We start from the raw sequence: 14,107 nt of genomic DNA on the forward strand, positions 1-14,107 counted from the left end.
TTGCCGGAAGGCTCGCCTTGTATCTGTTTGAAAGCCTCAATCAACTGATTGAAAAATACTTGCCTGAGGACCAGATTAAGCGCCTCAAGCAAGCTTATCTTGTCGCACGTGATGCTCACGAGGGACAGACACGCTCCAGCGGTGAGCCTTATATCACCCATCCGGTAGCTGTCGCCTGCATTCTCGCTGAAATGAAGCTCGACCATGAGACACTTATGGCCGCGCTTCTGCATGACGTAATTGAAGACACGCCCGCCACCTATCAGGATATGGAGCAGCTGTTTGGCAAAAGTGTTGCCGAACTGGTTGAGGGCGTATCCAAGCTGGATAAGCTGAAATTCCGCGACAAGAAAGAGGCGCAAGCCGAGAACTTCCGCAAAATGATCATGGCGATGGTGCAGGATATCCGCGTCATTCTGATCAAACTGGCCGACCGTACCCACAATATGCGCACGCTGGGCTCATTACGCCCGGATAAACGTCGCCGTATTGCGCTGGAAACGCTGGAGATCTACAGCCCTCTGGCCCATCGACTGGGTATTCATCATCTGAAAACTGAGCTGGAAGAGCTCGGTTTTGAAGCGCTCTACCCTAACCGCTATCGCGTAATCAAAGAAGTGGTGAAGGCGGCACGCGGCAACCGTAAAGAGATGATTCAAAAGATCCTCTCGGAAATTGACGGTCGCCTGCAGGAAGCCGGTATTTCCTGCCGCGTCAGTGGTCGCGAAAAGCACCTCTACTCCATCTACTGCAAAATGCATCTGAAAGAGCAGCGCTTTCACTCGATCATGGATATCTATGCTTTTCGCGTAATCGTCAGCGATGTCGATACCTGTTATCGCGTGCTGGGTCAGATGCATAGCCTGTATAAGCCACGTCCTGGTCGGGTGAAAGACTATATCGCCATTCCGAAGGCCAACGGCTATCAGTCGCTGCATACTTCGATGATCGGACCGCATGGCGTGCCGGTTGAAGTGCAGATTCGTACTGAAGATATGGATCAGATGGCGGAAATGGGTGTTGCCGCACACTGGGCGTATAAAGAGCAGGGTGAAAGCAGCACGACCGCGCAGATCCGCGCCCAGCGCTGGTTACAGAGCCTGCTGGAGCTGCAACAGAGCGCCGGTAGTTCATTTGAATTTATTGAGAGCGTAAAATCCGATCTGTTCCCGGATGAGATTTACGTTTTCACCCCGGAAGGTCGCATCGTCGAACTTCCCGCAGGCGCCACGCCGGTCGATTTTGCCTATGCCGTGCATACCGATATCGGTCATGCCTGTGTTGGCGCACGTGTCGATCGCCAGCCCTATCCTCTGTCGCAGTCGCTGACCAGCGGCCAGACAGTGGAGATTATCACCGCGCCGGGCGCACGCCCGAATGCCGCATGGCTTAACTTTGTCGTCAGCTCGAAAGCGCGGGCGAAAATTCGTCAGTTGCTGAAGAACCTGAAGCGTGATGACTCGGTCAGCCTTGGGCGTCGCCTGCTTAATCACGCGCTGGGCGGCAGCCGTAAACTGGCTGAGATCCCGCCGGAAAACCTGCAGCAGGAACTAGAGCGCATGAAGCTCGCGACGCTGGACGATCTGCTGGCGGAAATCGGCCTCGGCAACGCGATGAGCGTGGTGGTGGCAAAAAACCTGCAACAGAACGAACAGGCCGCACCGGTGCAACCAGCCAGCGGTGGCTCACGCAGTAAGTTGCCGATTAAAGGCGCCGATGGCGTATTGATTACCTTTGCCAAATGCTGCCGACCTATCCCGGGTGACCCGATTGTCGCGCATGTCAGCCCAGGCAAAGGACTGGTGGTGCACCATGAATCCTGCCGTAATATCCGTGGCTTCCAGAAGGAACCGGAGAAATTTATGGCGGTAGAGTGGGATACCGAAACCGAGCAGGAGTTTGTCGCCGAAATTAAAGTGGATATGTTTAACCACCAGGGCGCACTGGCCAACCTGACCGCCGCGATCAATACTGCCGGTTCCAATATTCAGAGCCTGAATACTGAAGAGAAAGATGGTCGTGTGTACAGCGCGTTTATTCGCCTTACCGCACGTGACCGCGTTCATCTGGCAAATATCATGCGCAAAATCCGCGTTATGCCGGATGTGATTAAAGTTCACCGTAACCGTAATTAACGCATGAATGCTCAACGCTTTGCTCGTATTCGCGAGATGCTTGCGGCGCGTCAGCACGATCTGACCGTCTGCATGGAACAAGTTCATAAGCCCCATAACGTCTCTGCCGTCATTCGTACGGCAGACGCCGTTGGCGTGCATGAAGTTCATGCGGTCTGGCCTGGCCACCGTATGCGTACTATGGTTTCATCCGCCGCCGGCAGCAACAGCTGGGTGCAGGTAAAAACGCATCCGACGATCAACGAAGCCGTCGGTCAGCTTAAAGCGCAGGGAATGCAAATTCTGGCGACCCATCTCTCTGATAGCGCGGTGGATTTTCGCCAAATCGATTATACCCGCCCTACCTGTATTCTGATGGGACAAGAGAAAACCGGCATTACTCAGCAAGCACTGGATCTGGCCGATCAGGATATTATTATCCCGATGATCGGCATGGTGCAGTCGCTGAATGTCTCGGTCGCCTCGGCATTAATCCTCTATGAAGCCCAGCGTCAGCGGCAGAATGCCGGCATGTATAACCGCGCCAGCAGCACCCTCGACTACGCGGAACAGCAGCGCCTGCTCTTTGAAGGCGGCTACCCGGTGCTGGCTCGTGTTGCCAAACATAAAGGCTTACCGTATCCGCTGATCAATGACGATGGCGAGGTGGTCGCTGACGAAAGCTGGTGGGCAACCATGCAGTCTTCGGTGAAAAAATGAAAGGCCGCCTGCTGGATGCCGTACCCCTCAGTACACTTTCCGGCGTTGGCGCCAGTCAGGCGGGCAAACTGGCAAAACTCGGTTTGCATACCGTGCAGGATTTGCTGCTCCATCTGCCGATGCGCTATGAAGACCGTACCCAACTCTATGCGATTAACGATCTGTTGCCGGGGATTTATGCCACGGTAGAGGGCGAAGTATTGCAGAGTGATATCAGCTTTGGTCGCCGCCGCATGCTGACCTGTCAGATCAGCGATGGCAGCGGCATCCTCACCATGCGCTTTTTCAATTTCAATGCCGGGATGAAAAACAGCCTCGCCGCCGGCAAACGCGTAACCGCCTATGGCGAGATCAAACGCGGCCAGCGCGGTGCTGAGATTATTCATCCTGAGTACCGCGTGCAGGGCGAAAACAGCGTTACCGAACTGCAGGAGACGCTGACGCCAGTCTATTCGACCACCGAAGGCATCCGCCAGGCGACGCTGCGTAATCTTACTGAGCAGGCGCTGACGCTGCTGGAAACTTGTGCGATTGCCGAACTGCTGCCGCCCGATCTCAGTCAGGGCATGATTAGCCTGCCACAGGCGCTGCGCACCCTGCATCGTCCGCCGCCGGATATGGCGCTGGCCGATCTGGAAAGCGGGAAACACCCGGCACAGCGCCGCCTGATTATGGAAGAGCTGCTGGCGCACAACCTCAGTATGCTGGCGGTACGCGCCGGCGCGCAGCGTTACCACGCTCTGCCAATGACCGCACGCCATGAGCTAAGCGATAAACTGCTGGCCGCGCTGCCGTTTAAGCCCACCGCGGCGCAGGAACGGGTGGTGGCGGAGATTGAACGCGATTTAGCCCACGACTATCCGATGATGCGTCTGGTGCAGGGCGATGTCGGTTCCGGTAAAACGCTGGTTGCCGCGCTGACGGCGCTGAATGTGATTGCTTACGGTAAGCAGGTGGCGCTAATGGCGCCTACTGAGCTGCTGGCCGAGCAGCATGCCAGTAACTTCCGTCAGTGGTTTGCGCCACTGGGCATTGAAGTCGGCTGGCTGGCGGGCAAACAGAAAGGTAAAGCGCGTCAGGCACAACAGGAAGCGATTGCCAGCGGTCAGGTATCGATGATTGTCGGCACCCATGCGATTTTCCAGGAGCAGGTACAGTTTAACGGTCTGGCATTGGTGATTATCGATGAGCAGCACCGCTTCGGCGTCCACCAGCGTCTGGCGCTGTGGGAGAAAGGCGAGGAGCAGGGTTTCCATCCGCACCAGCTGATTATGACCGCCACCCCGATTCCGCGCACCCTGGCGATGACCGCCTATGCCGATCTCGACACCTCGACTATCGATGAGTTACCGCCGGGGCGTACGCCAGTGACAACGGTAGCGATCCCTGATACCCGGCGCGCAGATATTATCGCCCGGGTGAAAAGCGCCTGTAGTGATGAGGGACGTCAGGCTTACTGGGTCTGTACGCTGATTGAAGAGTCAGAGTTGCTGGAAGCTCAGGCCGCAGAAGCGAGCTGGGAAGAGCTGAAAATTGCGTTACCGGATCTGAATGTCGGTATGGTTCATGGCCGCATGAAGCCGCAGGAAAAACAGCAGGTGATGCAATCCTTTAAACAGGGTGATATTCAGCTGCTGGTGGCCACCACGGTAATCGAAGTCGGCGTGGATGTGCCAAACGCCAGCCTGATGATTATTGAAAACCCGGAACGCCTGGGGCTGGCGCAGCTGCATCAGTTACGTGGCCGCGTCGGACGTGGCGCTGTAGCTTCCCACTGCGTGCTGCTGTATAAAGCGCCGCTTAGCAAAACCGCCCAGAAGCGTCTGCAGGTGCTGCGCGACAGTAATGACGGTTTTGTGATCGCCCAGTGCGACCTGGAAATTCGCGGCCCAGGTGAAATGCTCGGTACACGTCAGACCGGTAATGCCGAGTTTAAAGTCGCCGACCTGCTGCGCGATCAGGCGATGATCCCGGAAGTACAGCGGGTGGCGCGCCATATCCATCAGCACTATCCCGAACAGGCACAGGCGCTGATTGAACGCTGGCTGCCGGAAACCGAACGTTATACCAACGCCTGATAAAGCTTAGCGCCCGCTATATGCCGCCATCTGTTGCACGGCGACACTTGCCGGCAGTTCACCGCTGGTCAGTTCGATAATCACCCGCTTCACTTCAGGTTGCTCAACCAGACTGTGCAGCACCGCCGCCACATCATCACGCGGGATCTCACCGTAAGCGATAGCCAGTCCGCTGTGCACTCTGCCGCTGCCTGCATGGTTGGTCAGGGTGCCCGGACGCAGAATTACCATTCCAGATCGGTTGCCGCCAGCATCACGTCGGCCTGACGTTTCACCTTCATATAGTGTTCGAAAGTGGGCGATAACTGTTTGCCACGTCCTGCGTCCGGAAAAGCAGAGACCAGAACAAAGCGCTTAACTCCGGCGATACGTGCTGCTTCTGCTGCGATTTTCGCGCCACGACCATCAATGCCGTCAGTTAATTCCACACCCGCGCCAGCCGCACCGGCGGAGAACACCACCACATCACAACCACGCATCGCGGCCGCCAGACTTTTATTGCTGGTGGTCAGCAGGTCAAGTTGCACCGGCGTTACGCCATCCTGCTGTAACTCTTCTGCCTGCTCGGGTTTACGATGCAGGCCGGTGACCTGATGACCCGATGCGGTTAACTGTTTTCTCAAACGACGACCAACGCCACCCGTGGAACCAATAATAAAAACCTGACTCATCTGTACCTCATCTTTTCTCCGCTGAATTACGGAACAGCCTTAAGCGTAGTGGTTATCTGACCGCGTGGATAAGCCTGTGATGCGGTTGTTCAGCAGGACATTGTGGCGATCAGCCTGGCAAACGATTGCTTTTGCCAGGCAGAAGATTAAAATCGCCACTTTGCCGCCTGGGAACCGTTAAAATGTCCGCCGAAATCGATGCTGTCGCAGCCAATCGCAACCCCACACCTGCTGCGAAAAGCGAACTTATTTATCGTCTTGAAGACCGCCCACCACTGCCGCAAACCCTGTTTGCCGCCTGTCAGCATCTGCTGGCGATGTTTGTGGCGGTGATTACGCCGGCGCTGCTGATTTGTCAGGCGCTGGGCTTACCGGCGCAGGATACGCAGCATATTATCAGCATGTCGCTGTTCGCTTCGGGCGTCGCCTCGATTCTGCAGATTAAGACCTGGGGACCGGTCGGTTCCGGCCTGCTGTCGATTCAGGGCACCAGCTTTAACTTTGTCACGCCGCTGATTATGGGTGGCCTGGTACTGAAAAATGGCGGCGCCGATGTGCCCACGATGATGGCTGCGCTGTTTGGCACCCTGATGGTGGCGTCCTGTACCGAAATGCTGCTGTCGCGTGTACTGCACCTCGCGCGCCGCATTATCACGCCACTGGTGTCCGGTATTGTGGTAATGATTATCGGCCTGTCGCTGATTCAGGTTGGGCTGACATCGATTGGCGGTGGCTTCGCCGCAATGAACGATCACAGCTTTGGCGCGCCGAAAAATCTGCTGCTGGCCGGCGTGGTACTGGCGGTAATTATTCTGCTGAATCGCCAGCGTAACGCTTATCTGCGCGTTGCCTCGCTGGTGATCGCCATGGCGGTGGGTTATCTGCTGGCATGGGCGCTGGATATGTTGCCGCAGAGCGGCCCGGCGACCAGTGATTCGCTGATCGCCATTCCGACGCCGTTCTATTACGGTCTGGGCTTCGACTGGAATCTGATCATTCCGCTGATGCTGGTGTTTATGGTGACCTCACTGGAAACCATTGGCGATATCACTGCGACCTCCGACGTCTCTGAGCAACCCGTCAGCGGACCACTATATATGAAGCGCCTGAAAGGCGGCGTGCTGGCTAACGGCCTGAACTCTTTTGTCTCAGCGCTGTTTAATACCTTCCCCAACTCCTGCTTTGGCCAGAACAATGGCGTGATCCAGCTGACCGGCGTCGCCAGTCGTTATGTCGGTTTTGTGGTTGCCCTGATGCTGATCGTGCTCGGTCTGTTCCCGGCGGTCAGCGGCTTTGTACAGCATATCCCGGAGCCAGTACTTGGCGGCGCCACCATCGTGATGTTCGGCACCATTGCCGCTTCCGGCGTACGTATCGTGTCACGCGAGCCACTGAACCGCCGCGCGATTATGATTATCGCGTTGTCACTGGCAGTCGGCCTCGGCGTATCACAACAGCCACTGATTCTGCAGTTTGCCCCTGACTGGCTGAAAACTCTGCTCTCTTCCGGCATCGCCGCTGGCGGTATCACGGCTATCGTACTGAATCTGGTTTTCCCGCAAGAGCAGGATAAGTAATCTGCCCGGGCGAGGCTGACCTCGCCCGCAATTCCCACTGATTTTTCAGCGAGTTTGTCTGACTTTACATCCAGGCTGTTGAGCTAACAGGCTAATTCAGGCATAACAACCGGACACCGGAAATTCATAGGGAAGGATGCGATGAAATTTATCGGAAAATTTTTTCTGACACTACTGTTACTCATCCTGTTAGTACTGGTAGTGATTTACGTTTTACTGCAAACGCGCTGGGGGGCTGACTGGACCAGCCGCTGGATCAGCGATCGTACGGATTATCATGTGTCGGTAGCCAAAGTTGATCACGATTTTTCCTGGCCTTCACACCTGATACTCAATGATGTCACCTTTGGTCACGACGGGCAGCCTGCGGTACTGGTGGCTAAACGTGTCGATCTGGGCTTTGCCCTGACGCAATTCAGTAACCCGCTGCACTTTGACAGCGTAGAGCTGAGCGAAGGCACCCTGAATGTTTCCGACAGCAGCGTGGCCTGGCCACTACAGGCGCGGCGTCTGCAACTGACAGATATGGCTATCGAAAGTCCGCACAGCGTACTGCCGATCAGCGCCCGGCGCGTGCATGGCGGTGTGATGCCGTGGCAACCGGGCGTGGGTAACGTGCTGGGCAACAATGCCAGCTTCCAGCTGAGCGCAGGCTCAATGACGATAAACGGCGTGCCTGGCAACAATGTGCTGTTGCAGGGCCGCATAGATAATCAGCGTCTGGTATTTAGCAATGTCGGCGCCGACCTTGCGCGCGGCTCGATGACCGGCAACGCCGAACGCGATGCCCAGGGCAACTGGCGGATTGCTAATCTGCGCCTGAATGATATTCGTCTGCAATCCAGCCAGTCGCTCAATGACTTCTTACAACCGATTCTGAATCTGCCGTCGGTGCAGCTCGACCGCGTCGATATTACCGATGCGCGTTTGCAGGGGCCGGACTGGGCGGTTACTGACCTCGATCTGTCGCTGAAAGATTTGACCTTGCGTAATGGCGACTGGGAAAGCAATGGCGGTTCACTGTCGATGAACGCCAGCAGCTTTATTAACGGTCAGCTGGAGCTTAACGACCCGATCGCCAATATGGATTTCTCGCCACAGGGCATCAATATTTCGCAGTTCAGCTCACGCTGGGTTAACGGACTGATCCGCACCAAAGGTCAGTGGCAGCGCAGTGATAAGCGCCTGACGCTGGATGAGCTGGTGATTGCCGGTCTGGAGTATACGCTACCGGAAAACTGGCGCGATCGCTGGATGCAGCAGTTGCCGGCGTGGCTGGATAGCGTGGCGGTTACCCGTTTCTCCGCCAACCGCAACCTGGTGATTGATATCAACCCCGAATTCCCGTTCCAGTTGACGGCGCTGGATGGTAACGGCAGTAACCTGCTGATGGCGCGTCATCATCAGTGGGGCATCTGGTCCGGCAGCCTGAACCTTAACGCGGCGGAAGCGACCTTTAACCGTACCGATCTGCGCCACCCTTCGCTGGCGTTAAGCGCCGATGACAATCAGATCCAGGTCACCGAGATGAGCGCCTTTGCCGGTCAGGGGATGCTGGAGAGTCTGGCCAGCGTATCGCAGCAGCCTGCACGCACGCTCTCTTTAACCCTGAACGGACGCGCGGTCGCAACTGATCTGTTGCATAACTGGGGCTGGCCTGCCGTGCCGTTGTCGGGTAGCGGTAATATGCAGTTGAAGCTCGATGCCAGCCTGGCGGCTGACAAGCCGTTGCGCCAGAGTGCCAGCGGTACGCTGTCGGTGAACGCCAATGACCAGAGTGTGCAGCAGCATATGGTTAATGGGGAAGTGCGGCCTTAAAGGGCACGGGCGGCGAGAACGCCGCCCCTACAATAACACCGTACGCAATCAGGTAATCATCGCGCCGGAACCGCCCTCTTCCAGCGGCCCATCAGGATCGGCGGGCAAGACGATAAACACCCCTTCAAACACCGCGCCCAGCAGATCGTTGCCAAACAGCTCAACTTCCAGCTGTACGCGCGCTTTACGCCCGCGCGCCAGACGATCGAGATCGCCACTTAACGACCCCAGATTGGCAATCGCGCCGGGTTTACCGGTAATCGCATGACTGTAGCGAATATGCGCATCGGCAAGAATAATGGTGCCGCCCAGCTGGCGCTCACGCAGCAGCAGCCAGATCAGCCCCCAGCCAGTCAGGGTCGCCAGTGAGAACAGACTACCGGCGAATAAAGTATGGTGCGGATTCTGATTGCCGGTCTCCGGCATGGTGGTGATAAATTTTTGCCCGGTGTACTGGGTGATACGTACACCCATTTTCTCGCTAAGTGGGATGTGTTCGTACCACGCCTGTTGCAGCTGACCACACCAGTCGGCACGATGCAGAATGTCGTCAAGAGTCACTATCGGTTTGATCATCAGGAAATGCCGCACCGGCGTCGTTTGCGGCGCGGTGATTTCACCCTGGTTGACATAACCCAGCTTGGCAAAGAACTCGACGGCATCCTCACGCGCGCTGGCGACCACACGCTTCACCCCTTCCTGACGCGCCACAGATTCCAGCGTCATCGCCATCAGCGTGCCCAGTCCTTTACCCTGAACCGAAGGGTGAACCGCCATAAAGCGGATTGCCGCTTCATTATCGGCATTAATATACAAGCGCCCGATGGCCATTGGCTTGCCCTGTTCATCCACCACCATCTGATGATGCGCCATGGCATCCCAGGCATCGCGCTCCGATCCCTGCGGCTGGTGCAGCGGTTTACGCAGCATCTCCCAACGAAACTGATAATAGATATCCAGCTCTTCTGCTGTTTCAGGTACACGAAGGTGATACATAAAGTGATTCTCTCTGTCAGAGCTCGCCTGGCCCGTCCATAGCCGCTCAGCTAACTGGCTCACACCTGTAACCAAAAGGTGACCGGGCCATCGTTGACCAGCGAGACTTGCATATCCGCCGCGAAGCGGCCAGTTTCCGTCACAATGCCTTTCTCCCGGCAGCATCCGACGAAATAGTGATACAGTCGTTCAGCTTCGGCCGGCTCTGCGCCGCGGGAAAATCCCGGGCGCATGCCTTTGCTGGTATCCGCCGCCAGGGTGAACTGAGACACCACCAGCATGCTGCCGCCTGCCTGCTGCACATTAAGATTCATCTTGTCGTTTTCGTCGCCGAAAATACGATAACCTGACACTCGCTCGCACAGGCGCATCGCTTGCTGTTCGCTATCCCCTTTTTCCACGCCAAGCAAGATGAGCAGTCCTGGCCCAATTTCGCCGATGGTCTCTCCCGCCACCGTCACGCTGGCATTCAGCGCTCGTTGTATTAACGCAATCATGGTTTTTCGTTAGCCTTTTCTTGTTCTTGTCGTCGTAGCTGGCGATAGTCGTCCAGTGATGCTGTGATTTCCGCCCCTAAAAGTACGATACACCAGGTCCAGTAAACCCATAAAAAAAGAATCGGGATCACCGCCAGCACACCGTAAATCAGTTGGTATGATGGAAACATCGTAACATAGAGCGCAAAGCCTTTTTTCCCCAGCTCAAACAGCAGGCCAGCCACCAGCGCGCCAATCAGCGCATCGCGTGGCGGCACGCGCGTGGTCGGCACAATGCTGTACAGCAGCCAGAATGCCAGCCAGGAGAGTAATAAAGGGAATATACGCAGTAGCTGATCGACCAGACTGGTGACGCCGGTCACTTCCACCCAGCGCAGCGACAGCAGATAAGAGCTGATGGCCAGACTGGCGCCTGCCAGCAGCGGGCCGAGGGTCAGAATCATCCAGTAGACAGCAAATGAATAGACCAGCGGGCGCTTTTTAGTGCTGCGCCAGATCTCATTCAGCGCCGTATCCACCGAGTACATCAACAACAGCGCGGTGACAATCAGTCCCACCGCGCCAATCGCCGTCATTTTATTGACGTTGGCGACAAACTGCTCCAGATAGCGCTGCAGCGTATTGCCCGCCGACGGCATAAAGTTGGCGAAGATAAAATTCTTTAACTGCACGCTGACATCAGAGAACACCGGGAATGCGGCGAACAGCGCAAATACCACTGCAATCAGCGGCACCAGCGCCAGCAGCGAGACATAGGCGAGATTACCGGCATGGGTGGTCATGCCATCATGCTCAATCCGTCGCCACAGCAGTTTTAACCAGGCAAACAGTACCCGCGCCGAGCGACGCGTATGTTTAATCACTGACATCCCTTAGCGCGGCTGAGCAAAGTATGCCGGGATCACGCTCGCATCAGTGACATGAACGCTGGTAATGCCCAGCGCCCGCGCCGCTTCAATATTGGCCAGATTATCATCGAAGAACAGCGCCTGATCCGCCGTTACCTCTTCCTGCGCCAGCACCTGACGGTAGATTGCGGCTTCGGGTTTACGCACGCCCATCTCCTGAGACAGATAGAGCTTATCCGCAGCCAGCTGCACCTGCGGATATTGCGACGGCCAGTAACTGCAGTGCAGCTGATTTGTATTCGACAGGATTACCACTCGGTGGCCCTGCTCGCGTAGCTGATGCATCACCGCTATCACTTCCGGGCGCACATCAATAAACACCGCCTGCCATCCCGCCGCAAACTGCTCGTAACTCAGGGCAATATCCAGCTCTTCACAAAGATTGGCCGCGAAATGTTCATCGCTAATTTCACCGCGCTCATGCTGTTCAAAATTGTCGCCCATACGGAAGCGGCTCTGTAGCGTCGCCAGCGGTACTCGGCCAAGGTCACTCCATACGCCGAGCACCCGGTTGAAATCAATATCAACAATGACGTTACCTAAATCAAAGATATACAGCATGGTCATCTCCTTTTGTTCCGGTGAGCTATTCACTCTAGCGGTAAAACTGAGGACTGAACAGGTAACAAGCGGCAGGATGAGCGAAATCAGAACAAGGCCCGGCAAATTACCCCCGGGGGCGACTCAATAAGTAACCTGATTCCGCCAGCGGGTATGTGGAGGTTCTCACAGTTTTTTAACGTGACCGCTATTTTACTGGCGGCAGAAGTGCAGATAGTGGCAAAAAAAAGCCCCGATAAACGGGGCTTTCTTGCGTCAGACTAACCTGAACTTATTTTGGACCACGAGAAGAACGCTTACGATCGTTCTCGGTCAGGTGGCGTTTACGAATACGCACGGAAACAGGAGTGACTTCTACCAGTTCGTCGTCATCGATAAACTCCAGTGCCTGCTCCAGTGACATTTTCACTGGTGGTACCAGGGTCGTTGCTTCATCAGTACCCGAAGCACGCATGTTGGTCAGTTTCTTACCGGTCAGACAGTTAACTGTCAGGTCGTTAGAACGGCTGTGCATACCGATGATCTGGCCTTCATACACTTCCGCACCGTGACCGAGGAACAGCTTACCGCGGTCCTGCAGGCTGAACAGTGCAAACGCAACGGCTTTACCCTGACCGTTAGAGATCAGTACGCCGTTCTGACGCTGACCAATTTCACCCGCACGCACATCGTCGTAGTGGCTGAAAGTGGAGTACAGCAGACCAGTACCGGAAGTCATGGTCATAAACTCGGTACGGAAACCGATCAGACCACGGGCCGGGATCAGGTAATCGAGACGAATACGACCTTTGCCATCTGGCACCATGTCTTTAACGTCGCCTTTACGCTCACCCATCGCCTGCATCACAGAACCCTGATGCTGTTCTTCGATGTCCAGGGTCACGTTTTCAAACGGTTCCTGGTTGCGGCCGTCGATCATGCGGTTGATAACTTTCGGGCGGGATACTGCCAGCTCGAAGCCTTCACGACGCATGTTTTCGATCAGTACTGACAAGTGCAGCTCACCACGACCAGAAACACGGAATGCATCCGCATCTTCAGTTTCGTCAACGCGCAGAGCCACGTTGTGCACCAGTTCTTTGTTCAGACGGTCAAGAATCTGACGTGAAGTCACATACTTACCTTCTTTACCACAGAATGGCGAGGTGTTGACGTTGAAGAACATGGTTACAGTTGGTTCATCAACGCTCAGAGCTGGCAGCGCCTGCACATTCTGTGGATCACAGATGGTGTCAGAGATGTTCAGTTCGCCCAGACCGGTGATAGCGATGATATCGCCTGCTTCCGCGATAGTTGCATCGATACGCTCCAGACCCATATGGGTCAGCACTTTACCGACTTTACCGTTGCGGGTTTTGCCTTCGCTATCAACGATAGTGACCTGCTGGTTAGGCTTAACCACACCGCGTTTGATACGGCCGATACCGATTACACCAACATAGTTGTTGTAGTCCAGCTGGGAAATCTGCATCTGGAATGGCGCTTCCATTTCTACCTGTGGAGGAGAAACGTGGTCGACAATCGCCTGATACAGCGGGGTCATATCCTCTGCCATATCGTTATGATCGTTACCGGCAATACCCATCAGTGCAGATGCATAGATAATTGGGAAGTCGAGCTGCTCGTCGGTCGCGTCGAGGTTAACGAACAGGTCAAATACCTGATCAACAACCCAATCTGGACGTGCGCCCGGACGGTCAACTTTGTTGATAACAACAATTGGTTTCAGACCATTAGCAAAAGCTTTCTTGGTCACGAAACGGGTTTGCGGCATCGGGCCATCCATTGCGTCGACAACCAGCAGTACGGAGTCAACCATTGACATCACGCGCTCAACTTCGCCGCCGAAGTCGGCGTGTCCTGGGGTATCCACGATGTTGATGCGGTAGTCTTTCCAGTTAATGGCGGTGTTTTTGGCGAGGATGGTAATCCCACGCTCTTTCTCCAAATCGTTGGAGTCCATTACGCGTTCGGTCGCTTCGGTGCGGGCATCAAAGGTCCCGGACTGCTGCAGCAACTTATCAACCAGGGTAGTTTTACCATGGTCAACGTGGGCAATAATGGCGATGTTACGCAAATTTTCGATCACAGCTTTGCCTCAGGCATTAGAAATAGCGCGCTATTGTACACGGATTAATCGAAGAGCTGAACAGGATCACAAATTTCA

General features: G+C 55.5%; 10 protein-coding genes and 1 pseudogene. 5 read left to right on the forward strand and 6 right to left on the reverse strand.

All coding sequences use genetic code 11. From position 1 onward, the window contains the following. Nucleotides 1-17: 17 nt before the first annotated feature. From spoT to recG, 3 genes are read left to right on the forward strand one after another with little or no spacing between them, the layout of a single operon-like run. A complete protein-coding gene (spoT, locus tag N5923_RS03670; RefSeq protein WP_267142825.1) occupies nucleotides 18-2,135 on the forward strand; it encodes a bifunctional GTP diphosphokinase/guanosine-3',5'-bis pyrophosphate 3'-pyrophosphohydrolase in 2,118 nt (705 codons plus the stop codon). A 3-nt stretch (nucleotides 2,136-2,138) separates the two neighbouring features. Then, nucleotides 2,139-2,834: a tRNA (guanosine(18)-2'-O)-methyltransferase TrmH gene (trmH, locus tag N5923_RS03675; RefSeq protein ID WP_267142824.1), complete on the forward strand. Its 696-nt coding sequence runs from the start codon at nucleotides 2,139-2,141 to the stop codon at nucleotides 2,832-2,834. Beyond that, the gene (recG, locus tag N5923_RS03680) at nucleotides 2,831-4,912 is read left to right on the forward strand and encodes an ATP-dependent DNA helicase RecG (protein ID WP_267142916.1); all 2,082 of its coding nucleotides are present in this window, start codon (nucleotides 2,831-2,833) and stop codon (nucleotides 4,910-4,912) included. Before trmH ends, recG begins: the two co-directional genes overlap by 4 nt. 6 nt (nucleotides 4,913-4,918) lie before the next feature. Here the strand turns inward: recG and N5923_RS03685 are convergent. After that, nucleotides 4,919-5,583 (reverse strand): annotated as a pseudogene (locus N5923_RS03685) (SDR family oxidoreductase). Nucleotides 5,584-5,765: 182 nt separating this feature from the next. On the opposite strand from N5923_RS03685, the gene N5923_RS03690 reads away from it, so the two are divergent. Next, complete coding sequence (locus N5923_RS03690) at nucleotides 5,766-7,160, forward strand: nucleobase:cation symporter-2 family protein (RefSeq protein WP_267142823.1); 1,395 nt, start codon at nucleotides 5,766-5,768, stop codon at nucleotides 7,158-7,160. 141 nt (nucleotides 7,161-7,301) lie between these two features. Further along, nucleotides 7,302-8,978, forward strand: coding sequence for an AsmA family protein (locus N5923_RS03695; protein ID WP_267142822.1), 1,677 nt, complete (start codon nucleotides 7,302-7,304; stop codon nucleotides 8,976-8,978). A gap of 48 nt (nucleotides 8,979-9,026) precedes the next feature. On the opposite strand, the gene fabY is transcribed toward N5923_RS03695, so the two are convergent. The 5 genes from fabY to typA all read right to left on the reverse strand — a co-directional run bounded on the left by fabY (nucleotide 9,027) and on the right by typA (nucleotide 14,029). After that, nucleotides 9,027-9,974: a fatty acid biosynthesis protein FabY gene (fabY, locus tag N5923_RS03700; RefSeq protein ID WP_267142821.1), complete on the reverse strand. Its 948-nt coding sequence runs from the start codon at nucleotides 9,972-9,974 to the stop codon at nucleotides 9,027-9,029. 59 nt (nucleotides 9,975-10,033) lie between these two features. Beyond that, complete coding sequence (dtd, locus tag N5923_RS03705; RefSeq protein ID WP_267142820.1) at nucleotides 10,034-10,471, reverse strand: D-aminoacyl-tRNA deacylase; 438 nt, start codon at nucleotides 10,469-10,471, stop codon at nucleotides 10,034-10,036. Continuing rightward, nucleotides 10,468-11,334, reverse strand: a complete 867-nt coding sequence (locus N5923_RS03710) for a virulence factor BrkB family protein (RefSeq protein WP_267145217.1) — start codon at nucleotides 11,332-11,334, stop codon at nucleotides 10,468-10,470. Before N5923_RS03710 ends, dtd begins: the two co-directional genes overlap by 4 nt. A 9-nt stretch (nucleotides 11,335-11,343) precedes the next feature. After that, entirely contained in the window at nucleotides 11,344-11,940 is a 597-nt protein-coding gene (yihX, locus tag N5923_RS03715; protein ID WP_267142818.1) for a glucose-1-phosphatase, read from the reverse strand. Nucleotides 11,941-12,211: 271 nt separating this feature from the next. Then, complete coding sequence (gene typA / locus N5923_RS03720; RefSeq protein WP_267142817.1) at nucleotides 12,212-14,029, reverse strand: ribosome-dependent GTPase TypA; 1,818 nt, start codon at nucleotides 14,027-14,029, stop codon at nucleotides 12,212-12,214. Nucleotides 14,030-14,107: the final 78 nt, after the last annotated feature.

The organism is Winslowiella arboricola (genome assembly GCF_025527015.1).
Taxonomy (GTDB): Bacteria; Pseudomonadota; Gammaproteobacteria; order Enterobacterales; family Enterobacteriaceae; genus Erwinia; species Erwinia arboricola.

What these genes read in the sequence shown, in the direction of transcription:
- trmH (WP_267142824.1), top strand. Translation starts at nt 2,139, where the DNA reads ATGAATGCTCAACGCTTTGCTCGTATTCGCGAGATGCTTGCGGCGCGT.
- N5923_RS03690 (WP_267142823.1), top strand. Translation starts at nt 5,766, where the DNA reads ATGTCCGCCGAAATCGATGCTGTCGCAGCCAATCGCAACCCCACACCT.
- fabY (WP_267142821.1), bottom strand. Translation starts at nt 9,974, where the DNA reads ATGTATCACCTTCGTGTACCTGAAACAGCAGAAGAGCTGGATATCTAT.
- N5923_RS03695 (WP_267142822.1), top strand. Translation starts at nt 7,302, where the DNA reads ATGAAATTTATCGGAAAATTTTTTCTGACACTACTGTTACTCATCCTG.
- dtd (WP_267142820.1), bottom strand. Translation starts at nt 10,471, where the DNA reads ATGATTGCGTTAATACAACGAGCGCTGAATGCCAGCGTGACGGTGGCG.
- recG (WP_267142916.1), top strand. Translation starts at nt 2,831, where the DNA reads ATGAAAGGCCGCCTGCTGGATGCCGTACCCCTCAGTACACTTTCCGGC.
- yihX (WP_267142818.1), bottom strand. Translation starts at nt 11,940, where the DNA reads ATGCTGTATATCTTTGATTTAGGTAACGTCATTGTTGATATTGATTTC.